Origin of the sequence: Pseudomonas extremorientalis, from assembly GCF_001870465.1 — a bacterium.
GTDB classification, from domain to species: Bacteria; Pseudomonadota; Gammaproteobacteria; order Pseudomonadales; family Pseudomonadaceae; genus Aquipseudomonas; species Aquipseudomonas extremorientalis.
Map to the genome: position 1 here is coordinate 132009 of NZ_MDGK01000017.1, position 21563 is coordinate 153571.

Below are 21563 nucleotides of genomic sequence, written 5' to 3' on the forward strand. Positions count from 1 at the left end.
CATGTTACGTACAATCAACTTCATGGGCGTTCGCAACGTTGCGTTCGGCGTCACCGTGCTCCTTACCGTTCTGGCGTTGTTCAGCTGGTTCCATAAGGGCCTGAACTACGGTCTGGACTTTACCGGCGGTACGCTCATCGAGCTGACCTACGAGAAGCCTGCCGACGTTACCCTGGTGCGCAACGAGCTGGTCAAGGCCGGCTATCACGAAGCCGTCGTGCAGAGCTTCGGTGCGACCACGGATCTGCTGGTGCGCATGCCGGGCGAAGACCCGCAACTGGGTCACCAGGTGGCGGAGGCCTTGCAGAAGGTCGGCGGCGACAACCCGGCATCGGTCAAGCGCGTCGAGTTCGTCGGCCCGCAAGTCGGTGAAGAACTGCGCGACCAGGGCGGCCTCGGCATGCTGATGGCGCTGGTCGGCATCATGATCTACCTGGCGTTCCGCTTTCAGTGGAAGTTCGGTGTCGGCGCGATTGTGTCGCTGATCCACGACGTGATCGTGACCGTGGGTATCCTGGCGTACTTCCAGGTGACCTTCGACCTGACCGTACTGGCGGCTGTGCTGGCGATCATCGGTTACTCGCTCAACGACACCATCGTGGTATTCGACCGGGTTCGTGAGAACTTCCGCGTACTGCGCAAGGCGTCGCTGATCGAGAACATCAACGTCTCCACCACCCAGACCCTGCTGCGCACCATGGCGACGTCGATCTCCACGCTGCTGGCGATTGCGGCGCTGATGATCTTCGGTGGCGACAACCTGTGGGGCTTCTCCCTGGCGCTGTTCATCGGCGTACTGGCGGGTACCTATTCCTCGATCTACATCGCCAACGTGGTGCTGATCTGGCTGAACCTCAACAGCGAAGACCTGATCCCTCCGGCCAGCACTGGCAAGGAGGTCGACGACCGTCCTTGATGGGCGCTTGTTGATCTGCTGTTACAAAGAAGGCACGAGTATTGAACTCGTGCCTTTTTTTTTGCTCCAAGGCTGGGTATAGCGCGGATCTTTCGATCCGTTTGTGATGGTCAGGAGGTTCACGTGAACAAGTCGTTACTGGTTGGTGCGGTATTGGGTGCTGTCGGTGTGACTGCCGGGGGTGCTGTTGCCACCTACAGCCTGGTAAAAAGCGGCCCTGAGTATGCGCAAGTGCTGGCAGTGCAGCCGGTGAAAACCCAGATCAAAACCCCGCGCGAGGTCTGCAAGGACGTCGCCGTGACCCGGCAGAAGCCGGTGCAGGATCAGCATCAGATCGTCGGCACTGTGGTAGGTGCACTGGCCGGTGGCCTGCTCGGCAACCAGGTCGGTGGCGGTAATGGCAAGAAGCTGGCTACGGTAGCCGGTGCGGTGGGTGGCGGTTACGCCGGTAACAAGGTTCAGGAAGGTATGCAGAACCGCGATACCTACACCACCACGCAAACCCGCTGTAACACCGTCAACGACATCAGCGACAAGGTTGTCGGTTATGACGTGCGTTACACCTTGGATGGCAAGGAAGGCTCGGTGCGTATGGACCGTGATCCAGGCGGCCAGATTCCGGTCGACAAGGAAGGCCGCTTGGTGCTGGGCCAGAACCAGCAGTAATCTCAAGCCTGGTATAGATGCAAAAAATTATGTGAGTTCAAAATGTGGGAGGGGGCTTGCCCCCGATAGCGGTGGATCAGTCAGCTTGTTAGGTGCTGACCCACTGCAATCGGGGGCAAGCCCCCTCCCACAATTGATTTGTGTTGTTGCTGGAGTCGCGGCAAACCTCAAATCCCAGGCATAAAAAAAGCACCCCTCGGGGTGCTTTTTTGTGCTCGCTCGCTTAGCGCTTCAGCGAAGCCGGCAGGTGCGGCTGGATCGCCGTCAGTACTGCCTTGAAGCATTTGGTGTTGCCGGCAACCACATGGCCTTTCTCGAGGAAGTCGTGGCCACCGGTGAAGTCGCTCACCAGGCCGCCTGCTTCCTGGATCAGCAGAGCGCCTGCCGCCATGTCCCACTCGGACAGGCCCGACTCCCAGAACGCATCAAAACGACCGGCGGCCACATAAGCCAGGTCCAGGCTTGCTGCGCCAGCGCGACGGATGCCGGCAGTCTGGCCAACCAGGGCGCGGAACATGCCCAGGTAGTTTTCCAGGTTGTCCATCTGGTCGTCACGGAACGGGAAGCCGGTACCCAGCAGGGCGCCGTCCAGGCTGGTGCGGCCGCTGACGCGCAGACGACGACCGTTCAACTGGGCGCCACGGCCACGGCTGGCGGTGAATTCTTCCTGGCGGACTGGGTCGAGTACAACGGCGTGTTCCAGGCGGCCACGGTATTTGCACGCGATGCTCACGGCAAAGTGTGGGATGCCGCGCAGGAAGTTGGTGGTGCCATCCAGTGGGTCGATGATCCACAGGTAGTCTTCGCCTTCACCGCTGCCTTTGTGCAGGCCGGTTTCTTCACCGAGGATGCCGTGGGTAGGGTAGGCCTTGCGCAGGGCGTCGATGATTTTCTGTTCGGCGGCGCGATCAACCTCGGATACGTAATCCTTGGCGTCTTTTTCGTCGACCTTGATGGTATCCAGGCGCTCGATGGAGCGGAAGATCAATTCACTGGCGCTGCGGGCGGCGCGCAGCGCGATATTCAGCATGGGCTGCATGGATGTGTCACCTAAGGTTGTTAAAGAAAGCCGAGCATTCTAGCAGAAACTTTCTTCAGGTGAAGGACGACGTTAGCTTTCATGGCATAACCTTAGGCTGTTCTGTAAGATTTGCTCCCCTTTCCCGTGTCCGAGAGCGCCTCCCTTGCTGCAAAACATTCGTGTCGTCCTGGTCAATACCAGTCATCCCGGCAACATCGGCGGGGTGGCGCGAGCCATGAAAAACATGGGGCTGACGCGCCTGGTGCTGGTCGACCCGCGCGTGTTCCCGCATCACGAGGCCGATGCCCGTGCATCCGGCGCCAATGACCTGCTTGAAAAAGCCCAGGTCGTCGCCACCTTGGAAGACGCCTTGGTCGGCTGCAATCTGGTGCTTGGCACCAGCGCCCGTGACCGTCGCATCCCCTGGCCACTGCTGGATCCGCGTGAGTGCGGCACCAAGGTGGTGGAAGAGGCCGCTGGTGGTGCTGAAATCGCCTTGGTGTTTGGTCGTGAAGACTCCGGTCTGACCAATGAAGAGCTGCAGCGATGTCATTACCACGTGCACATCCCATCAGACCCCGAGTTCAGCTCGCTGAACCTCGGGGCTGCGGTGCAGGTGTTGACGTACGAAGTGCGCATGGCCTGGCTGGCCGCTGCTGGCCGGCCGAGCAAGGTAGAGAAGGACGAGGTTGCCTCGACCAAAAGTGGCGAACTGGCCACCATGGACGAGCTGGAACGGTTTTATGAGCACCTGGAGCAAACCCTGGTGGCCATCGAATTCCTCGATCCGGAAAAACCACGGCACTTGATGGCGCGCCTGCGTCGCCTTTACGGACGCAGCTCGGTCAGCCGGGCAGAAATGAATATATTGCGTGGCATCCTCACGGAAACCCAGAAAGCGGCCCGTGGCGAGCTTCTTAAGCGGAAGGATTAAAAATGTTCGAGCGTTTGCGAGAAGATATCCAGAGTGTTTTCCACCGTGACCCGGCGGCGCGCAACGCCTTTGAAGTGCTGACCTGCTACCCGGGGATGCACGCCATCTGGATTCACCGCTTGTCCGGTGCCCTGTGGGGCATGGGCTGGAAATGGCTGGCGCGGCTGGTGTCGAACTTCGGTCGTTGGTTGACCGGGATCGAGATTCACCCGGGCGCCAAAGTCGGGCGCCGTTTCTTTATCGACCATGGCATGGGCATCGTGATTGGCGAGACCGCCGAAATTGGTGATGACGTCACCCTTTATCAGGGCGTGACCCTGGGCGGCACCAGTTGGAACAAAGGCAAGCGCCACCCCACGCTAGGTGATGGCGTGGTGGTAGGGGCGGGCGCCAAGGTCCTCGGCCCTTTCACCGTCGGTGCGGGTGCCAAGGTCGGTTCCAATGCTGTCGTGACCAAGGCTGTGCCTCCGGGCGCGACCGTAGTCGGTATTCCAGGCCGGATCATCGTCAAGCCGGAAGCCGGCGACGAGCAGGAGGCCAAGCGCAAGGCCATGGCCGAGAAGATCGGTTTCGATGCTTATGGTGTCAGCGAGGACATGCCCGACCCGGTGGCACGCGCCATCGGCCAGTTGCTGGATCACCTGCAAGCGGTGGACGGCAAGCTGGAGGGAATGTGCGGTGCGTTGAAGGATCTGGGTAGCCCCTATTGCGCCAAGGATCTGCCTGAGTTGCGCGAAGAAGACTTCGCCGAGATCAAGGACGAGGCTGCGTCCAAGGCCGGCTGAGGCCGTTCTGTGGGAGGGGGGCTTGGCCCCGTAGCAATGTGTCAGTCACCACTTTCGTGGCTGGTACACCGCTATCGGGAGCAAGCTCCCTCCCACATTTTGGTCTCCGTTGATCCAGCGATCTCCATCCGCCCCTGTTCTCGCTGTTCGTCGTCGCCCCATCCTGCTATGATTCGCGCGCCCTTTTTACGGGTAATCCTGACTAAAGTACTAGGTCTTATAGTTGACTTAAATACTCGGGAATCGCATACTTGCTCCCATTCTGAAACACCTTGGTACTTGTCCATGAGACTGACTACAAAAGGCCGATACGCGGTGACCGCCATGCTCGACTTGGCTTTGCACGCGCAAACTGGGCCGGTGTCCCTGGCCGATATCTCTGAGCGCCAAGGCATTTCCCTGTCCTACCTAGAGCAACTGTTCGCCAAATTGCGTCGCAGCAACCTGGTTTCCAGTGTGCGTGGGCCGGGTGGTGGCTATCAGTTGTCCCGCGACATGCAGGGCATTCAGGTGGCCCAGGTGATCGACGCGGTCAACGAATCCGTCGACGCCACCAAATGCCAGGGGCTGGGTGATTGCCATGCCGGCGACACCTGCCTCACGCACCACTTGTGGTGTGACTTGAGCCTGCAGATCCATGAGTTTTTGAGTGGTATCAGCTTGGCTGATCTTGTGACTCGCCGTGAGGTGCAAGAAGTAGCCCAGCGTCAGGACCAGCGCCGTTGCAACACCAAGGCGCCGCGTCTGGACAAGATCGAAGCGTCCGCCGTCGAGTGACAGCCGAAGAGCTAACGGCGCGCCAGCCAGCCTGATTTAGGAGAAAGTCCATGAAATTGCCGATTTACCTTGATTACTCAGCGACCACCCCGGTTGATCCGCGTGTCGCGCAAAAGATGAGCGAATGCCTGCTGGTTGACGGAAACTTCGGCAACCCGGCCTCCCGTTCCCACGTGTTCGGCTGGAAGGCCGAGGAAGCGGTCGAGAACGCTCGTCGCCAGGTGGCTGACCTGGTGGGTGCAGACCCGCGTGAAATCGTCTGGACCTCCGGTGCCACCGAGTCCGACAACCTGGCTATCAAGGGCGCGGCGCATTTCTACGCGACCAAAGGCAAGCACCTGATCACCACCAAGATTGAGCACAAGGCTGTCCTCGACACCATGCGCCAACTGGAGCGTGAAGGTTTCGAGGTCACCTACCTCGAGCCGACTACCGACGGTATCGTCACCCCGGCCATGATCGAAGCCGCGCTGCGTGAAGACACCATCCTGGTTTCCGTGATTCACGTGAACAACGAAATCGGCACCATCAACGACATCGCGGCCATCGGCGAGCTGACCCGTTCCAAGGGCATCCTGCTGCATGTCGACGCTGCCCAGTCCACCGGCAAGGTCGACATCGACCTGTCGAAACTGAAAGTCGACCTGATGTCGTTCTCGGCCCACAAGACCTACGGCCCCAAAGGCATCGGCGCCCTGTACGTGAGCCGCAAGCCACGTGTGCGCATCGAAGCCACCATGCACGGCGGCGGTCACGAGCGCGGCATGCGTTCAGGCACCCTGGCGACCCACCAGATCGTGGGCATGGGCGAAGCCTTCCGCGTGGCCAAGGAAGACATGGCTGCCGAAAACGTGCGCATCAAAGCGCTGAGCGACCGCTTCTACAAGCAGGTCGAAGGACTTGAAGAGCTGTACATCAACGGCAGCATGACCGCCCGCGTACCGCACAACCTGAATTTGAGCTTCAACTACGTCGAAGGCGAGTCGCTGATCATGGCGCTCAAGGACCTGGCGGTTTCGTCCGGTTCGGCCTGCACCTCGGCGTCCCTTGAGCCTTCGTACGTACTGCGCGCCCTGGGCCGCAACGACGAACTGGCACACAGCTCGATCCGCTTTACGTTCGGCCGTTTCACCACCGAAGAGCAAGTCGACTACGCCGCGCAGAAAGTCTGCGAAGCCGTCAACAAGCTGCGCGTCCTGTCGCCGCTGTGGGACATGTACAAAGACGGTGTCGATATTTCCAAGATCGAGTGGGCGGCACACTAACTATAGAAGCCGCCACCCCAGCTCTGTAGGAACGTGGCGGAAAACGCAGGCGTTTCTACAGGGTTCCAGAGCGGCCCTGATGAGTGAGGATTCAGTACCATGGCTTACAGCGAAAAGGTCATCGACCACTACGAAAACCCGCGCAACGTCGGCAAGATGGACGCGGAAGATCCTGATGTCGGCACCGGCATGGTCGGCGCTCCGGCGTGCGGCGATGTGATGCGCCTGCAGATCAAGGTCAACGACGCTGGCGTTATCGAAGACGCCAAGTTCAAGACCTACGGTTGCGGTTCGGCTATCGCCTCCAGCTCCCTGGCGACCGAATGGATGAAAGGCAAGACCCTGGATGAGGCTGTCACTATCAGCAACACCCAGCTGGCCGAAGAACTGGCCCTGCCGCCCGTGAAAATCCACTGCTCGGTACTCGCAGAAGACGCCATCAAGGCGGCCGTTCGCGACTACAAGCAGAAGAAAGGCTTGATCTAAGCATTTGGCGACGAGTAAGGAGTCAACGATGGCTATCAGCATGACAGAAGCGGCTGCGCAGCACATTCGCCGCTCCCTGAATGGGCGCGGTAAAGGTGAGGGGATTCGTCTGGGTGTTCGCACCACGGGCTGTTCCGGCCTTGCCTACGTGCTGGAGTTTGTCGATGAGGTGGTTGCGGAAGACCAGGTGTTCGAAAGTCACGGCGAGAAAGTGATTATCGACCCCAAGAGCCTGACCTACCTGGACGGCACCGAACTCGATTTCGTCAAGGAAGGGTTGAACGAAGGCTTCAAGTTCAACAACCCCAACGTACGCGGTGAATGTGGCTGCGGCGAAAGCTTCAACATCTGAGGCTATTCGTGGGTACTCCTTGTCATTTCGCTTTATTCGAGCTGCAGCCGAGCTTTCGGCTGGACCTTGAGCAGCTTGCCACGCGCTACCGAGAACTGGCGCGTGGCGTGCACCCGGACCGCTTCGCTGACGCTTCCGAGCGTGAGCAACGCCTGGCGCTGGAGCAATCGGCCAGCCTCAACGAAGCCTATCAGACGCTCAAAAGCCCCCCGAAACGCGCGCGCTACCTGCTCGCGATGAACGGTGGCGAGTTGCCGCTGGAAGTGACCGTGCATGATCCGGACTTCCTGATGCAGCAGATGCAGTGGCGCGAAGAACTCGAAGACTTGCAGGACGAGGCCGATCTGGCCGGTGTTGCAGTCTTCAAGCGTCGTCTGAAAACCGCCCAGGATGAGCTCAACGAAAGCTTCGCAGCCTGTTGGGATGATGCAGCGCAACGTGAGCAGGCCGAACGCCTGATGCGGCGCATGCAGTTCCTCGACAAGCTCACCTACGAAGTGCGCCAGCTAGAAGAGCGCCTCGACGATTAACCCCGTGTGCTGCCCGTGATGCACGCCTGATAGACAGATAAGACCTGATTACCATGGCCCTACTGCAAATCGCCGAACCCGGCCAAAGCCCTCAACCGCACCAGCGTCGCCTGGCGGTCGGGATTGACCTGGGCACCACCAATTCCCTGGTTGCTGCCTTGCGCAGTGGCCTGTCCGAGCCGTTGCCCGACGCTGATGGCCAGGTGATCCTGCCCTCTGCCGTGCGCTATCACGTTGATCGTACCGAAGTGGGTGAGTCGGCCAAGCTGGCGGCGTCTTCCGACCCTTTGAATACCGTGCTGTCGGTCAAGCGCTTGATGGGTCGTGGTCTGTCCGACGTCAAGCAATTGGGCGACCAGTTGCCGTACCGCTTTGTCGGTGGCGAATCCCATATGCCGTTCATCGACACCGTCCAAGGCCCGAAAAGCCCTGTGGAAGTGTCGGCCGATATCCTCAAGGTACTGCGTCAGCGCGCGGAAAAGACCCTGGGCGGCGAACTGGTCGGCGCGGTGATCACCGTTCCGGCTTATTTCGATGATGCCCAGCGCCAAGCTACCAAGGATGCGGCCAAACTTGCTGGCCTGAACGTGCTGCGCCTGCTCAATGAGCCGACCGCTGCAGCCGTGGCCTATGGCCTGGACCAGCATGCCGAAGGCCTGGTTGCCATTTACGACCTGGGCGGTGGCACCTTTGATATATCGATTTTGCGCCTGACCGGGGGCGTCTTCGAAGTGCTGGCCACTGGTGGCGACAGCGCCCTGGGCGGCGACGACTTCGACCACGCCATTGCGGGTTGGATCATCGCCAGCGCCGGCTTGTCTGCCGACCTGGACCCGGGCGCGCAGCGCAACCTGCTGCAAACCGCTTGCGCCGCCAAAGAAGCGCTGACGGACTCCGCGTCTGTTGAAGTTTCCTACGGTAACTGGTCGGCCCAACTGACCCGCGAAGCCTTCGATGCGCTGATCGAGCCTATGGTCGCCCGCAGCCTGAAAGCCTGCCGCCGTGCCGTACGTGATTCCGGTATCGAACTGGAGGACGTGGGTGCAGTGGTCATGGTCGGTGGTTCCACCCGCGTACCACGCGTGCGTGAAGCCGTCGCCGAAGCCTTTGGCCGCCAGCCGCTGACTGAAATCGATCCGGACCAGGTGGTCGCCATCGGCGCCGCGATCCAGGCAGACACCCTGGCCGGTAACAAGCGCGATGGTGGCGAACTGCTGCTGCTCGACGTGATCCCGCTGTCCCTGGGGCTGGAAACCATGGGGGGGCTGATGGAGAAGGTGATACCACGCAACACCACCATCCCCGTCGCCCGTGCCCAGGATTTCACCACTTACAAAGATGGCCAGACGGCCATGATGATCCATGTGCTGCAAGGCGAGCGCGAGCTGATCAGTGACTGCCGCTCCCTGGCGCGCTTCGAATTGCGCGGCATTCCGGCGATGGTGGCTGGCGCGGCAAAGATTCGCGTGACCTTCCAGGTCGACGCCGACGGCCTGCTCAACGTCGCTGCGCGTGAGTTGGGTTCGGGTGTTGAAGCCAGCATCCAGGTCAAGCCGTCCTACGGCCTGACCGACGGCGAAATCGCCAAGATGCTCAAGGACTCGTTCCAGTATGCCGGTGACGACAAGGTCGCTCGCGTGCTGCGCGAGCAACAAGTGGATGCCCAGCGCCTGCTCGAAGCGGTGCAGGGTGCCCTTGATGCCGACGGCGAGCGCCTGCTGGATGCCGAAGAGCGCATGGTCATTGACCTGCAGATGCAGGAACTGGCCGAGCTGATGAAAGGCAACGATGGCTACGCTATCGAGCAACAGACCAAGCGCCTGTCGCAAGTGACAGATGCCTTTGCCGCCCGCCGCATGGATCAGACGGTGAAAGCCGCACTGGCCGGGCGCAACCTGAATGAAATCGAGGAATAATCAATGCCGCAGGTCATTTTTCTGCCACACGCCGAGCATTGCCCGGACGGTATGGTCGTGGAGGCTGAGACCGGCAAGTCCATCCTCGAAGTTGCCCATGACAACCACATCGAGATCGAAAGTGCCTGCGGCGGTGTCTGCGCCTGCACCACCTGTCACTGCATTATCCGCGAGGGTTTCAATTCCCTGGAAGAAGCAGACGAGCTGGAAGAAGACTTTCTTGACCGTGCCTGGGGCCTGGAAGCGACTTCTCGCCTAAGCTGTCAGGCAAAGGTCGGCACGGAAGACATCACCGTCGAAATCCCGAAATATTCCCTCAACCATGCAGCCGAAGCGCCGCATTGATTCAAGGAAGTGTCATGAGTCTTAAATGGGTTGATGTGCAAGAGATCGCTATCCTGTTGGCCGATGCCAACCCGGATCTGGATCCTTACTCCCTGAACTTTGTAGCTTTGCGTGACATGGTCATGGCGCTGCCAGGGTTCGAAGATGAGCGTGATCGCGGTGGTGAGAAGGTCCTGGAGGCTATCCAGACTGCCTGGAAAGAAGAACAGGACTGACGCCTCCCTTACGCAGTTAGGCAATACCCAATAACCCGCGTATAATTCGCGGGTTTAATTTTTCGTAAATTACCGTTTCTGGAGTTACACCATGGCTGTTCAACGTACTTTCTCCATCATCAAGCCTGACGCTGTTGCAAAAAACGTCATCGGCGAGATCACCACTCGTTTCGAAAAAGCCGGCCTGAAGGTTGTAGCTTCGAAACTCAAGCAACTGTCCAAGGCTGAAGCTGAAGGCTTCTACGCTGAGCACAGCGCTCGTGGCTTCTTCGGCGACCTGGTTGCCTTCATGATCTCCGGTCCTGTTGTTGTTCAGGTTCTGGAAGGCGAAAACGCTATCGCTCTGAACCGTGAGCTGATGGGTGCTACCAACCCTAAAGAAGCCGCTGCCGGCACCATCCGTGCTGACTTCGCCGAGTCCATCGACGCCAACGCTGTACACGGTTCGGACTCCGAAGCCGCTGCTGCTCGCGAAATCTCGTACTTCTTCGCCGCTACTGAAGTAACCGCTCGCTAAGCATCGGCTTAAAGAGTGAGGGTGAATCCATGACGACATCGACTGTAAAAACCAACCTGCTGGGGCTGACCCAGCCGGAAATGGAGAAATTCTTCGACTCAATCGGGGAGAAGCGTTTCCGTGCCGGTCAGGTAATGAAATGGATTCACCACTTTGGCGTCGATGATTTCGACGCCATGACGAACGTCAGCAAGGCCCTGCGCGACAAGCTCAAGGCCATTGCCGAGGTACGTGGTCCGGAAGTGGTCAGCGAGGACATCTCCAGCGACGGCACCCGTAAATGGGTGGTGCGCGTTGCGTCCGGCAGCTGTGTCGAGACCGTGTACATTCCCCAGGGCAAACGCGGCACCTTGTGCGTTTCGTCCCAGGCAGGCTGTGCCCTGGACTGCAGTTTCTGCTCCACCGGCAAGCAAGGCTTCAATAGCAACCTCACCGCCGCCGAAGTGATCGGCCAGGTGTGGATTGCCAACAAATCCTTTGGCAGCGTCCCGGCGACCGTCGACCGTGCCATCACCAACGTGGTGATGATGGGCATGGGTGAGCCGCTGCTGAACTTCGACAACGTGGTTTCGGCCATGCACCTGATGATGGACGACCTGGGCTACGGCATCTCCAAGCGCCGTGTAACCCTGTCCACCTCCGGCGTGGTGCCGATGATCGATGAGCTGTCCAAGCACATCGACGTCTCCCTGGCGTTGTCGCTGCACGCACCCAATGACGCATTGCGTAACCAATTGGTGCCAATCAACAAGAAGTATCCGCTTAAGATGCTGCTCGAATCTTGCCAGCGTTATATGTCGTCCCTGGGCGAAAAGCGCGTGCTGACCATCGAGTACACCTTGCTCAAGGACATCAATGACAAGGTTGAGCACGCGGTCGAGATGATCGAGTTGCTCAAGGACACCCCGTGCAAGATCAACCTGATTCCGTTCAACCCGTTTCCACATTCCGGCTACGAGCGGCCGAGCAACAACGCCATCCGTCGTTTCCAGGATCAACTGCACCAGGCCGGCTACAACGTCACCGTCCGCACCACCCGTGGTGAAGACATCGACGCCGCCTGTGGCCAATTGGTCGGGCAGGTGATGGACCGCACCCGCCGCAGCGAGCGCTATATCGCCGGACGCGAAGTGAACGCCGCCGACGATTTGCCGCTGATCGCTGTGAATCGAATCTGAGAGAGGATCTCTATGCCCTTGCGCCTTGCGCTGCTTTTGCTTTTTACCGGTCTTTCGGCCGGTTGTGTTTCATCGGGCCATGAAGGCCCTTTGCAAACCGGTAAAGGCCGTGATGAGGCGCGAGTTGCCTATGTGCAACTGGGCTTGGGTTACCTGCAACAAGGCATGAGCGAGCAGGCCAAGGTGCCGTTGAAGAAGGCCCTTGAGCTGGACAGCGACGACGCCGATGCCAATGCCGCACTGGCCCTGGTGTTCCAGGCCCAGGCCGAGCCTGAACTGGCTGACCGCTATTTCCACAAGGCCCTGGCCGTACGCCCTGCCGATCCGCGGCTGCTGAACAACTACGGCAGTTTCCTGTTTGCGCAGGAACGTTATGACCAGGCCGCCCTTTATTTCCAGCAAGCCAGCGCCGATACCCTCTATCCTGAGCGTTCGCGGGTGTTCGAGAACCTTGGGGTCACCTCGATCCGCCTCGGCCAGCGCGACAATGCTCGCCGGCAACTGGAAAAAGCCCTGCATTTGAACGGTCGTCAGCCTCGGGCATTGCTCGAAATGGCTGAGATATCCTTTGATGACAGGCATTATGTGCCGGCACGTGACTATTACGAGCGTTTTAGCCTGCTCAGCGGGCAAAATGCACGTAGTCTATTGCTCGGTGTGCGGCTGGCGACGGTTCATGAAGAACGCGACAAGGCCGCACGTTTTGGCCAACAACTTGAACGACTCTATCCCGGTACGCCGGAATATCAGCAATACCTGTCGGAGCAATGATGAAAGCGGCGCACCCGGAAGTTGTAGCAGCTAATCGCGTAAACCCAGGCGACACCTTGCGTCAGGCCCGCGAAAGCAATGGTTGGTCGCTGGCGGAAGTGGCCCTCAAGCTCAATTTGACCACTACATCCCTGGGCAACCTGGAAGCTGGCGCGTTCGATAAGCTGCCTGGGCATACCTTCGCCCGCGGCTATATCCGTGCCTACGCCAAGCTGCTGGGGATCGACCAGGCAGTTTTGGTCCAGGAATTCGACCAGTTCACCGGCACCGACTCCCAGGGCAGCAATGTGCATGGCTTGGGTCGCATCGAAGAACCGGTGCGGGTTTCCCACACTATTTTGCGAATTGTCAGCCTGCTGCTGCTGATCGCTGTCATTGGTGGCGGTTTTGTCTGGTGGCAAGACCAGACCTCCCAGCGCACCAAGGACCTGACCAGCAACGCCATGGAGCACGTCGAAGTCGAAAGCGCCGACGGCACCACGCAGATTCATCCGCTGGACGAGCCGGAAGACCAGGCTGTAGCAGAAGGCCAGGCCGCGCCTGAAGCGCCGCTTGCCACTGAGCAGCCTGCACCGGAAACCCCGCCTGCCGCGACCGCTGTCGCACCGGCTCCCGCAACGCCTGCAGCTCCGGCCCACACCCCGGCCGCTCCTGTACAGGCGCCAGCGACTCAGGCCCAGACTGCCCCGGCAGCGATTTCGCCACCTACCACCCCAGCGTTGATCGCCGGTGATGGCCGCGTACAGATTACCTTCGTCGCCGACTGCTGGACGCAAGTCACCGACGGCAATGGCAAAGTGCTGTTTAGCGGTCTGAAGCGTAAGGGAGATACGCTCGACCAGGGCGGCAAACCTCCTTTGACGCTGCGTCTGGGCTTTGCCCGTGGCGCGCAAGTGGCCTACAACGGCCAGCCTGTGGACGTAGCGCCGTTCACCACCGGCGAGACCGCTCGCCTGAAGTTGGGACAATAGTCATGCACGGCGAATCTCCAATCAAACGTCGCGTATCGCGCAAAATCTGGGTCGGCTCGGTGCCGGTGGGTGGCGACGCCCCCATCGCCGTACAGAGCATGACCAACAGCGACACCAATGACGTGGCCGCCACCGTTGCCCAGATCAACCGCCTGGAAGCCGCTGGCGTGGACATCGTGCGCGTTTCCGTGCCGGACATGGACGCTGCCGAGGCCTTCGGTCGCATCAAGCAACAGGTCAAGGTGCCGTTGGTTGCCGACATTCACTTCGACCACAAGATCGCCTTGCGCGTGGCCGAGCTGGGCGTGGACTGCCTGCGCATCAACCCGGGCAACATCGGCAGCGAAGCCCGTGTGCGTGCGGTGGTGGATGCTGCTCGCGATCGCGGCATTCCGATCCGCATCGGCGTCAACGCCGGCTCCCTGGAAAAAGACCTGCAAAAGAAATACGGCGAGCCGACCCCGGCGGCGCTGGTTGAATCTGCGCTGCGCCACGTTGAACACCTTGAGCGCCTGAATTTCCAGGACTACAAGGTCAGCGTAAAGGCCTCCGACGTGTTCATGGCGGTAGAAGCCTACCGCCTGCTGGCCAAGGAGATCGTGCAGCCGTTGCACCTGGGTATCACTGAAGCCGGCGGTTTACGCTCAGGCACAGTGAAATCTGCGGTGGGTCTCGGTATGCTGCTCGCCGAAGGGATTGGCGATACTATCCGCATCTCCCTGGCGGCAGACCCCGTAGAGGAAGTGAAGGTCGGTTACGACATTCTCAAATCCCTGCGTTTGCGTTCCCGAGGCATCAACTTCATTGCCTGCCCGAGCTGCTCGCGGCAGAACTTCGACGTGGTGAAAACCATGAACGAACTGGAAGGACGCCTCGAAGACCTGCTGGTGCCGCTGGATGTTGCGGTGATCGGATGCGTGGTCAACGGTCCGGGTGAAGCCAAAGAGGCGCACATCGGCCTGACCGGCGGCTCACCGAACCTGATCTACATCGACGGCAAACCGTCGCATAAGTTGACGAATGACAATCTGGTGGATGATCTCGAAAGACTGATCCGCGAGAAAGCGGCCGAAAAGGTCGCGGCTGATGCAGCGCTGATCGCGCGCGGCTAAGAACGAATTTAAGGATTTGATGTGAGCAAGTCTCTGCAAGCCATTCGTGGCATGAACGACATCCTTCCGGAGCAGACGCCGCTGTGGCGCTACTTCGAGGGCACTGTTGCGCGCCTGCTGGATAACTACGGTTACAAGCAGATCCGCATGCCGATCGTCGAGTTCACCGAGCTGTTCAAGCGCTCCATCGGTGAAGTGACCGACATCGTCGAAAAAGAGATGTACACCTTTGAGGACCGCAACGGCGACTCCCTGACCCTGCGTCCGGAAGGCACTGCCGCGTGCGTGCGCGCCGTACTCGAACATGGCCTCACCGGTGGCGGCCAGCCACAGAAGCTATGGTACATCGGCCCGATGTTCCGCCACGAGCGCCCGCAGAAAGGTCGCTATCGCCAGTTCCATCAGATCGGCCTGGAGGTGTTCAACCTCGACGGTCCGGACATCGACGCCGAGCTGATCGTGCTGACCTGGCGCCTGTGGGGCCTGCTGGGCATCCGCGACGCGGTCAAGCTTGAACTCAACAGCCTGGGCACCAGCGAGTCCCGGGGCCGCTATCGGGTGGCCCTGGTCGAGTACCTGTCCGCCCACCTGGACGAGTTGGACGAAGACAGCCAGCGCCGTCTGAAAACCAACCCGTTGCGCGTCCTCGATACCAAGAACGCCGACACCCAGGCCGTGCTGGTCAACGCGCCGAAAATGGCCGATTACCTGGACGACGAATCCCGCATTCACTTCGAGGGCCTCAAGGCTCGCCTGGAGGCAGCCGGTATTCCTTACGTCATCAATCCAAAGTTGGTGCGTGGCCTCGATTACTACAGCAAGACGGTCTTCGAGTGGGTCACCGACAAGCTTGGCGCCCAGGGCACCGTGTGTGCCGGTGGCCGCTACGACGGCCTGGTCGAGCAGATGGGCGGCAAGCCGACCACCGGCGTGGGTTTTGCCATGGGCATCGAGCGGCTGATCCTGCTGCTGGAAACCCTGGAGCAGGTCCCGGAAGAGATCTCCCGCCAGGTGGATGTGTACCTGTGCGCCTTTGGCGAGGCCGCTGAACTGGCGGCCCTGGCCCTGAGCGAACAAGTACGCGATCAACTGCCGAACCTGCGCCTGCAGGTCAACGCCGGCGCCGGCAGCTTCAAGAGCCAGTTCAAGAAGGCCGACAAGAGCGGTGCGCTGTATGCACTGATCCTCGGCGAAGACGAACTGGCCCAGCAAGTGATAGGTTTCAAACCCCTGCGTGGCCAGGGTGAGCAACAGAACATTGCCTTTGATGCGCTCGCTGCGCACTTGGCCACCTGCGTCGTGCAGGGTTGAAGCTGTCGAACAGCCGAATTTAGCGATTAAGGAGTATTGGGGTGTCGAGTACTGATGATGAGCAACTGGCCGAGTTCAAGGACTGGTGGCAGCGCAACGGCAAGCCCTTGGTTACTGGCGGTCTGCTGGCTTTAGTGGTGGTGTTCGGCTGGCAGGCCTGGACCAAGTATCAGGCCAACCAGTCCCAAGGCGCCTCGATCCTCTATCAGCAATTGCTGGAAACCACCCTGACGCCGGACGGCAAGCCCGATCCTGCGCAGGTTGCAGACCTGGCCGGTAAGCTGAAGAACGAATTCGGCGGTAGCACCTACGCCCAATACGGCAGCCTGTTCGTCGCGAAGGTCGCGGTCGACACCGGCAAGCTGGACGACGCCGCCGCTGAGTTGAAGGCCATCGCCGACAAGCCGACCAACCCGACCCTGGGTGAAATCGCACGTCAGCGCCTGGCCCAGGTACTGGCGGCACAGAACAAGGCTGACGAAGCACTCAAACTGCTCGACGGCGATGCTGACAAGGCATTTGTAGCCACTCGCGAAGAGCTCAAGGGCGACCTCTTGGTCCAATTGGGTCGTACCGACGAAGCCAATGCTGCGTACAAGAAAGCCAAGGCGGCGCTGTCTGATGAAGCGGCGGTCGGTGGCTTACAAATCAAGCTGGACGACTTGGCCAAAGGGGATGCGTGACGTGATCCGTTGGAAACATGCAGCATTGCTGGCTCTGGCCATTCTGGCCGCGGGTTGCAGCAGCAACAGTAAAAAAGAACTGCCGCCTGCGGAGCTGACCAGCTTCAAGGAAGAAGTGGTCCTGCAAAAGCAGTGGAGCCGCTCCATCGGTGACGGCCAGGGTGAAACCTACAACATGCTGGTACCGGCTATCGACGGTGAAAATATCGTCGCCGCCGACGTGACCGGCGTCGTCATTTCCATGGATCGCATGAACGGCGACGTGAAGTGGAAGAAAGACCTCGAAATTCCGGTATCCGGCGCCGTAGGCGTAGGTTACGGCATGGTCTTGCTCGGCACGCTCAAGGGCGAAGTCGTGGCGTTGGATTCCAGCACCGGTGAAGAGAAATGGCGCGCTCGCGTGACCAGTGAAGTGCTCGCACCGCCTGCCACCAACGGCGATATCGTCGTAGTGCAAACCCAGGACGACCGTGTGATCGGCCTCGACGCCAGCACCGGCGAACAGCGTTGGTTGTACGACAGCACCCCGGCGGTGCTGACGTTGCGTGGTACCAGCGGTCCGATTGTGACCAACAATCTGGCCGTTGCAGGCCTGTCGACCGGTAAAGTGGTCGCCCTGGATACCCAGAACGGCGTGCCGGCCTGGGAAACCCGTGTGGCCATCCCGCAAGGTCGTTCCGAACTGGACCGCGTGGTGGACATCGATGGCGGCCTGCTGCTGTCGGGTGAAACCCTCTACGTCGCCACTTACCAGGGCCGTGTTGCGGCACTGGACCTGCAGAGCGGCCGCGTCAACTGGCAGCGTGATGCTTCCAGCTACGCCGGTGTCGCCCAAGGGTTTGGCAGCGTCTACGTCAGCCTGGCGTCCGGCACCGTTGAAAGTGTCGACGAGCGTTCCACCACGGCACTGTGGAGCAACGATTCCCTGGCGCGCCGCCAGTTGTCGGCACCGGAAGTGTTCTCCAGTTATGTCGCGGTCGGCGACTTCGAAGGCTACCTGCACCTGTTGAGCCAGGTGGACGGTCGTTTCGTCGGTCGCGAGCGTATCGACAGCGACGGCCTGCGTGCGCGTCCGCTGGTGGTGGGTAACATGCTTTATGTGTATGGCAACAGCGGCAAGCTGGAAGCCCTGACCATCAAGTAAGAACTATGCTTGGGGTAATACCCAGGCGGCCCCGCTCAGGCGGGGCATGCGGCATTTGATTATGCTGCCCCGAGCACCAGCCGCTGCCCTGCAGCGGCTTTTGTATTTTCTGAAATAACGAAGTGGAGAGCCGCATGGTTCCCGTAATCGCCCTGGTGGGCCGACCTAACGTCGGCAAGTCCACCTTGTTCAACCGCCTGACCAGGACTCGCGACGCCATCGTCGGCGACTTGTCCGGTCTGACCCGTGATCGCCAATACGGTGAGGCAAAGTGGCAAGGGCGCTCCTACATTATCGTCGACACCGGTGGTATCTCCGGTGACGAGCATGGCATGGACGAAAAGATGGCCGAGCAGTCGCTGCTGGCCATTGAAGAAGCCGATGTCGTGTTGTTCCTGGTGGACGCCCGTGCGGGCTACACCGCTGCCGACCAGATGATTGGCGAGCACCTGCGCAAGCGCAACAAGCGTTCCTATCTGGTCGCGAACAAGATCGACAACATCGATCCTGAAGCTGCCCGTGCCGAATTCAGCCCGATGGGCCTGGGCGATGCGATCCCGGTCGCAGGTGCCCACGGTCGTGGTATCACCCAGATGCTGGAAATTGCCCTGCGCGATTTCCCCAAGGATGACGTCGAGGAGGAAGAGGGCGAAGAGGAAATCGTTGCCGAAGGTGAGGAAGCCAAGCGCATTCCTGGCCCGAGCGAAAAAGACGGTATCAAGATCGCTATCATCGGTCGTCCCAACGTCGGCAAGTCGACCCTGGTCAACCGCATGCTCGGTGAAGACCGGGTCATCGTCTATGACCAGCCCGGCACCACCCGCGACAGCATCTACATCCCGTTCGAACGTAACGAGGAAAAGTACACGCTGATCGATACCGCCGGTGTGCGCAAGCGCGGCAAGATCCACGAGGAAGTCGAAAAGTTCTCGGTGGTCAAAACCCTGCAGGCGATCAAAGACGCCAACGTGGTGATCTTCGTGATGGACGCCCGCGAGGGTGTGGTGGACCACGACCTCAACCTGCTGGGCTTTGCCCTGGAGGCCGGTCGTGCCCTGGTGATCGCGATCAACAAGTGGGACGGCATGACGCCGAGCGAGCGCGACTTCGTCAAGGTCGAGCTGCAACGTCGTCTGTTCTTCGTCGAGTTCGCCGACATCCACTTCATCTCGGCACTGCACGGCACCGGCGTGGGCAACCTGTACGCTTCCGTGCAGAACTCGTTCAAGTCTGCAGTGACCCGCTGGCCGACCAACCGCCTCACCCAGATCCTGGAAGATGCGGTTGGCGAGCACGCGCCGCCGATGGTTAACAACCGCCGGATCAAATTGCGTTACGCCCACTTGGGTGGTGCCAACCCGCCGATTATCGTGATTCACGGTAACCAGATCGAGAAGGTGCCGAAGTCCTATGTGCGTTACCTGGAAAACACCTACCGCCGTGTCTTGAAACTGGTCGGTACGCCGATCCGTATCGAGTTCAAGGGTGGCGAGAACCCATACGAAGGCAACAAGAACACACTGACTGATCGTCAGGTGAACAAGAAGCGTCGTTTGATGACTCACCACAAGAAGGCCGACAAGAAGCGCCGCGATAAGAAGTAACGACAGCTTCAAGTTGTTAGCTGCAAGAGAGGGCTCCTTTGGAGCCCTTTTTTGTGCCTGGTGGTTTGCCCCTTGACCTGCTTGCGGCTTGCAGCTTAAAACTTGTAGCTCACCCGAAGGGGGCTCCCATGATCACCAGCAAGCTGCCGAATGTCGGCACGACCATTTTCACCACCATGTCGCAACTCGCTGCCGAAACCGGTGCGCTGAACTTGTCCCAGGGCTTTCCGGACTTCAATGGCCCCCAGGGTCTGCTCGATGCGGTGGGCAAGCATATCGCTCTCGGGCACAACCAATACGCGCCCATGACCGGCTTGCCGGTGCTGCGCCAGCAGGTAGCCGCCAAGATCGCCCGTAGCTATGGCGCCACGGTCAATGCGGACACTGAAGTGACCATCACTCCAGGCGCCACCGAGGCGATCTTCTGCGCGATCCAGGCGGTGATTCGTCAGGGCGATGAAGTCATCGTGTTCGACCCCAGCTACGACAGCTACGAGCCCTCGGTGGAGCTGGCCGGCGGCCGTTGCGTGCATGTGCAACTGAGCCTGGGTGGCTTCGCGCTGGACTTCGAGAAGATCGAGGCGGCGCTGTCACCGCGTACGCGCATGATCGTCCTCAATTCCCCACACAACCCGACCGGCGCGCTGATCAGCCGCGCCGAACTGGACCAGTTGGCCGAACTGATCCGCGACCGTGACATCTACCTGGTCAGCGATGAAGTCTACGAGCACCTGGTATTTGACGGTGTGCCCCACGTCAGTGTGCTGGCCCACGATGAGCTGTATCAGCGTGCGTTCGTGGTCAGTTCCTTCGGCAAGACTTACCACGTCACCGGTTGGAAAACCGGCTACGTCGTCGCGCCGCCGGCCCTCACCGCGGAACTGCGCAAGGTGCATCAATACGTCAATTTCTGTGGTGTAACCCCGCTGCAGTACGCATTGGCCGATTTCATGGCGGAACACCCGGAGCATGTCGACGAGTTGCCAGCGTTCTATCAGGCCAAGCGCGATCTGTTCTGCGACCTGCTGGCGCCATCGCGCTTCAGCTTTACCCCAGTGACCGGCACCTACTTCCAACTGGTGGATTACTCACAGATCCGCCCGGACCTGGATGACGTCGCCATGTCACTGTGGATGACCCGCGAGCATGGCGTGGCGACGATTCCGGTCTCGGTGTTCTACCAGACCCCACCCCAAGGCCAGCGCCTGGTGCGCCTGTGCTTTGCCAAACGCGAGGAAACGCTGCAACAAGCGGCTGAAAAACTATGCGTGATCTGAGTGCACTGCCGAACCTGAACATCGCCCTGGTCCAGACCAGCCTGGCCTGGCACGACCGCCAAGCGAACCTTGAGCACTTCGAGTTATTGTTGGAACAGGCGCAAGGTGCCGACCTGATCGTATTACCGGAGATGTTCACCACCGGTTTCTCCATGGAATCCGCGACCCTCGCCGAACCCGAGAACGGCCCGACCCACCGTTGGCTACAGGCCCAGGCCGCGAAGTACAACGCCGTCATCACCGGTAGCGTGATCATCCAGGCTGCCGACGGCAGCCACCGCAACCGCCTGCTGTGGGCACGGCCGGATGGCGAGGTGTTGCATTACGACAAGCGCCACCTGTTCCGCATGGCCGGCGAGCACAACCACTACACCCCCGGTGAGCGCCAGGTGCAGTTCGAAGTGAAAGGTTGGCGTATTCGCCCGTTGATTTGCTACGACCTGCGTTTCCCGGTGTGGAGCCGTGATGCCCAGGACACCGACCTGCTGCTGTACACCGCCAACTGGCCGGGGGCGCGGCGCTCGCACTGGAACCGACTGCTGCCGGCGCGGGCGATTGAAAACCTGTGCTATGTGGCGGCGGTGAATCGGGTGGGCACGGATGGGAAGGGCTTTGCCTACACCGGGGACAGCCAGGTGTTGGACTTCCAGGGCGAGACCCTGCTGAGTGCGGGGGAGGCGGATGGGGTGTTCCAGGTCAATCTGGATGCAGCAGAGCTGGCGGCGTACCGCACGCGGTTTCCGGCGAACCTGGATGCCGATACTTTCCAGTTTGTCTGACAGACCGC

The 21563-nt window shown here is 60.2% G+C and carries 24 protein-coding genes; 23 read left to right on the forward strand and 1 reads right to left on the reverse strand.

The window, feature by feature from the left end; genetic code table 11:
- The first annotated feature begins 1 nt into the window (after position 1).
- Together secF and BFN10_RS08085 are read left to right on the forward strand one after the other, a co-directional pair.
- Entirely contained in the window at positions 2-916 is a 915-nt protein-coding gene (secF, locus tag BFN10_RS08080) for a protein translocase subunit SecF (RefSeq protein ID WP_071489244.1), read from the forward strand.
- A 123-nt stretch (positions 917-1039) separates the two neighbouring features.
- The gene (locus BFN10_RS08085) at positions 1040-1582 is read left to right on the forward strand and encodes a glycine zipper 2TM domain-containing protein (RefSeq protein ID WP_015885750.1); all 543 of its coding nucleotides are present in this window, start codon (positions 1040-1042) and stop codon (positions 1580-1582) included.
- A gap of 223 nt (positions 1583-1805) precedes the next feature.
- Here the strand turns inward: BFN10_RS08085 and suhB are convergent, their stop codons facing one another.
- A complete protein-coding gene (gene suhB / locus BFN10_RS08090; protein ID WP_003175971.1) occupies positions 1806-2621 on the reverse strand; it encodes a type III secretion system regulator SuhB in 816 nt (271 codons plus the stop codon).
- 145 nt (positions 2622-2766) lie between these two features.
- Here suhB and trmJ point away from each other — a divergent pair, with 145 nt between their 5' ends.
- From trmJ to BFN10_RS08195, 21 genes are all read left to right on the forward strand, one after another.
- Complete coding sequence (trmJ, locus tag BFN10_RS08095; RefSeq protein ID WP_071489245.1) at positions 2767-3537, forward strand: tRNA (cytosine(32)/uridine(32)-2'-O)-methyltransferase TrmJ; 771 nt, start codon at positions 2767-2769, stop codon at positions 3535-3537.
- Between the two features lie 2 nt (positions 3538-3539).
- The gene (cysE, locus tag BFN10_RS08100) at positions 3540-4322 is read left to right on the forward strand and encodes a serine O-acetyltransferase (RefSeq protein WP_058423379.1); all 783 of its coding nucleotides are present in this window, start codon (positions 3540-3542) and stop codon (positions 4320-4322) included.
- Between the two features lie 285 nt (positions 4323-4607).
- Positions 4608-5099 (forward strand): Fe-S cluster assembly transcriptional regulator IscR, encoded by a 492-nt coding sequence (iscR, locus tag BFN10_RS08105; protein ID WP_003194020.1) that lies wholly within the window; start codon positions 4608-4610, stop codon positions 5097-5099.
- 50 nt (positions 5100-5149) lie between these two features.
- Positions 5150-6364, forward strand: coding sequence for an IscS subfamily cysteine desulfurase (locus tag BFN10_RS08110; protein WP_058423378.1), 1215 nt, complete (start codon positions 5150-5152; stop codon positions 6362-6364).
- A gap of 99 nt (positions 6365-6463) precedes the next feature.
- Entirely contained in the window at positions 6464-6850 is a 387-nt protein-coding gene (gene iscU, locus BFN10_RS08115; RefSeq protein ID WP_028617851.1) for a Fe-S cluster assembly scaffold IscU, read from the forward strand.
- Positions 6851-6878: 28 nt separating this feature from the next.
- Positions 6879-7202, forward strand: a complete 324-nt coding sequence (gene iscA / locus BFN10_RS08120) for an iron-sulfur cluster assembly protein IscA (RefSeq protein ID WP_003175963.1) — start codon at positions 6879-6881, stop codon at positions 7200-7202.
- 8 nt (positions 7203-7210) lie between these two features.
- Positions 7211-7732 (forward strand): co-chaperone HscB, encoded by a 522-nt coding sequence (hscB, locus tag BFN10_RS08125; RefSeq protein ID WP_028617850.1) that lies wholly within the window; start codon positions 7211-7213, stop codon positions 7730-7732.
- Between the two features lie 53 nt (positions 7733-7785).
- Positions 7786-9648 carry a Fe-S protein assembly chaperone HscA gene (gene hscA, locus BFN10_RS08130; protein WP_071489246.1) on the forward strand — a complete coding sequence of 621 codons (1863 nt, stop codon included), beginning with the start codon at positions 7786-7788 and terminating at the stop codon, positions 9646-9648.
- A gap of 3 nt (positions 9649-9651) precedes the next feature.
- A complete protein-coding gene (fdx, locus tag BFN10_RS08135) occupies positions 9652-9993 on the forward strand; it encodes an ISC system 2Fe-2S type ferredoxin (RefSeq protein ID WP_003175958.1) in 342 nt (113 codons plus the stop codon).
- A 14-nt stretch (positions 9994-10007) separates the two neighbouring features.
- Positions 10008-10208, forward strand: a complete 201-nt coding sequence (gene iscX / locus BFN10_RS08140) for a Fe-S cluster assembly protein IscX (protein WP_016977667.1) — start codon at positions 10008-10010, stop codon at positions 10206-10208.
- Positions 10209-10299: 91 nt separating this feature from the next.
- Positions 10300-10725, forward strand: a complete 426-nt coding sequence (ndk, locus tag BFN10_RS08145) for a nucleoside-diphosphate kinase (RefSeq protein WP_003175956.1) — start codon at positions 10300-10302, stop codon at positions 10723-10725.
- A 29-nt stretch (positions 10726-10754) separates the two neighbouring features.
- Entirely contained in the window at positions 10755-11903 is a 1149-nt protein-coding gene (gene rlmN / locus BFN10_RS08150) for a dual-specificity RNA methyltransferase RlmN (protein WP_071489247.1), read from the forward strand.
- 12 nt (positions 11904-11915) lie between these two features.
- Positions 11916-12674, forward strand: a complete 759-nt coding sequence (pilW, locus tag BFN10_RS08155; RefSeq protein ID WP_071489248.1) for a type IV pilus biogenesis/stability protein PilW — start codon at positions 11916-11918, stop codon at positions 12672-12674.
- Positions 12674-13645 carry a RodZ domain-containing protein gene (locus BFN10_RS08160; protein ID WP_071489249.1) on the forward strand — a complete coding sequence of 324 codons (972 nt, stop codon included), beginning with the start codon at positions 12674-12676 and terminating at the stop codon, positions 13643-13645. The genes pilW and BFN10_RS08160 overlap by 1 nt, the downstream gene beginning before the upstream one ends.
- A 2-nt stretch (positions 13646-13647) precedes the next feature.
- Complete coding sequence (gene ispG / locus BFN10_RS08165) at positions 13648-14757, forward strand: flavodoxin-dependent (E)-4-hydroxy-3-methylbut-2-enyl-diphosphate synthase (RefSeq protein WP_071489250.1); 1110 nt, start codon at positions 13648-13650, stop codon at positions 14755-14757.
- Positions 14758-14778: 21 nt separating this feature from the next.
- A complete protein-coding gene (gene hisS, locus BFN10_RS08170) occupies positions 14779-16068 on the forward strand; it encodes a histidine--tRNA ligase (RefSeq protein WP_071489251.1) in 1290 nt (429 codons plus the stop codon).
- Between the two features lie 41 nt (positions 16069-16109).
- Positions 16110-16751, forward strand: coding sequence for a YfgM family protein (locus tag BFN10_RS08175; protein WP_032890712.1), 642 nt, complete (start codon positions 16110-16112; stop codon positions 16749-16751).
- Positions 16744-17895, forward strand: a complete 1152-nt coding sequence (bamB, locus tag BFN10_RS08180; RefSeq protein WP_071489252.1) for an outer membrane protein assembly factor BamB — start codon at positions 16744-16746, stop codon at positions 17893-17895. Before BFN10_RS08175 ends, bamB begins: the two co-directional genes overlap by 8 nt.
- Before the next feature lie 134 nt (positions 17896-18029).
- The gene (gene der / locus BFN10_RS08185) at positions 18030-19499 is read left to right on the forward strand and encodes a ribosome biogenesis GTPase Der (RefSeq protein WP_058423368.1); all 1470 of its coding nucleotides are present in this window, start codon (positions 18030-18032) and stop codon (positions 19497-19499) included.
- A gap of 128 nt (positions 19500-19627) precedes the next feature.
- Positions 19628-20776 carry a pyridoxal phosphate-dependent aminotransferase gene (locus tag BFN10_RS08190; protein WP_071489253.1) on the forward strand — a complete coding sequence of 383 codons (1149 nt, stop codon included), beginning with the start codon at positions 19628-19630 and terminating at the stop codon, positions 20774-20776.
- Positions 20764-21555 carry an amidohydrolase gene (locus BFN10_RS08195; RefSeq protein WP_071489517.1) on the forward strand — a complete coding sequence of 264 codons (792 nt, stop codon included), beginning with the start codon at positions 20764-20766 and terminating at the stop codon, positions 21553-21555. Before BFN10_RS08190 ends, BFN10_RS08195 begins: the two co-directional genes overlap by 13 nt.
- Positions 21556-21563: the final 8 nt, after the last annotated feature.

What these genes read in the sequence shown, in the direction of transcription:
- secF (WP_071489244.1), top strand. Translation starts at nt 2, where the DNA reads ATGTTACGTACAATCAACTTCATGGGCGTTCGCAACGTTGCGTTCGGC.
- suhB (WP_003175971.1), bottom strand. Translation starts at nt 2,621, where the DNA reads ATGCAGCCCATGCTGAATATCGCGCTGCGCGCCGCCCGCAGCGCCAGT.
- cysE (WP_058423379.1), top strand. Translation starts at nt 3,540, where the DNA reads ATGTTCGAGCGTTTGCGAGAAGATATCCAGAGTGTTTTCCACCGTGAC.
- iscR (WP_003194020.1), top strand. Translation starts at nt 4,608, where the DNA reads ATGAGACTGACTACAAAAGGCCGATACGCGGTGACCGCCATGCTCGAC.
- BFN10_RS08110 (WP_058423378.1), top strand. Translation starts at nt 5,150, where the DNA reads ATGAAATTGCCGATTTACCTTGATTACTCAGCGACCACCCCGGTTGAT.
- iscU (WP_028617851.1), top strand. Translation starts at nt 6,464, where the DNA reads ATGGCTTACAGCGAAAAGGTCATCGACCACTACGAAAACCCGCGCAAC.
- iscA (WP_003175963.1), top strand. Translation starts at nt 6,879, where the DNA reads ATGGCTATCAGCATGACAGAAGCGGCTGCGCAGCACATTCGCCGCTCC.
- hscA (WP_071489246.1), top strand. Translation starts at nt 7,786, where the DNA reads ATGGCCCTACTGCAAATCGCCGAACCCGGCCAAAGCCCTCAACCGCAC.
- fdx (WP_003175958.1), top strand. Translation starts at nt 9,652, where the DNA reads ATGCCGCAGGTCATTTTTCTGCCACACGCCGAGCATTGCCCGGACGGT.
- iscX (WP_016977667.1), top strand. Translation starts at nt 10,008, where the DNA reads ATGAGTCTTAAATGGGTTGATGTGCAAGAGATCGCTATCCTGTTGGCC.
- ndk (WP_003175956.1), top strand. Translation starts at nt 10,300, where the DNA reads ATGGCTGTTCAACGTACTTTCTCCATCATCAAGCCTGACGCTGTTGCA.
- rlmN (WP_071489247.1), top strand. Translation starts at nt 10,755, where the DNA reads ATGACGACATCGACTGTAAAAACCAACCTGCTGGGGCTGACCCAGCCG.
- pilW (WP_071489248.1), top strand. Translation starts at nt 11,916, where the DNA reads ATGCCCTTGCGCCTTGCGCTGCTTTTGCTTTTTACCGGTCTTTCGGCC.
- BFN10_RS08160 (WP_071489249.1), top strand. Translation starts at nt 12,674, where the DNA reads ATGAAAGCGGCGCACCCGGAAGTTGTAGCAGCTAATCGCGTAAACCCA.
- ispG (WP_071489250.1), top strand. Translation starts at nt 13,648, where the DNA reads ATGCACGGCGAATCTCCAATCAAACGTCGCGTATCGCGCAAAATCTGG.
- bamB (WP_071489252.1), top strand. Translation starts at nt 16,744, where the DNA reads ATGCGTGACGTGATCCGTTGGAAACATGCAGCATTGCTGGCTCTGGCC.
- der (WP_058423368.1), top strand. Translation starts at nt 18,030, where the DNA reads ATGGTTCCCGTAATCGCCCTGGTGGGCCGACCTAACGTCGGCAAGTCC.
- BFN10_RS08190 (WP_071489253.1), top strand. Translation starts at nt 19,628, where the DNA reads ATGATCACCAGCAAGCTGCCGAATGTCGGCACGACCATTTTCACCACC.
- BFN10_RS08195 (WP_071489517.1), top strand. Translation starts at nt 20,764, where the DNA reads ATGCGTGATCTGAGTGCACTGCCGAACCTGAACATCGCCCTGGTCCAG.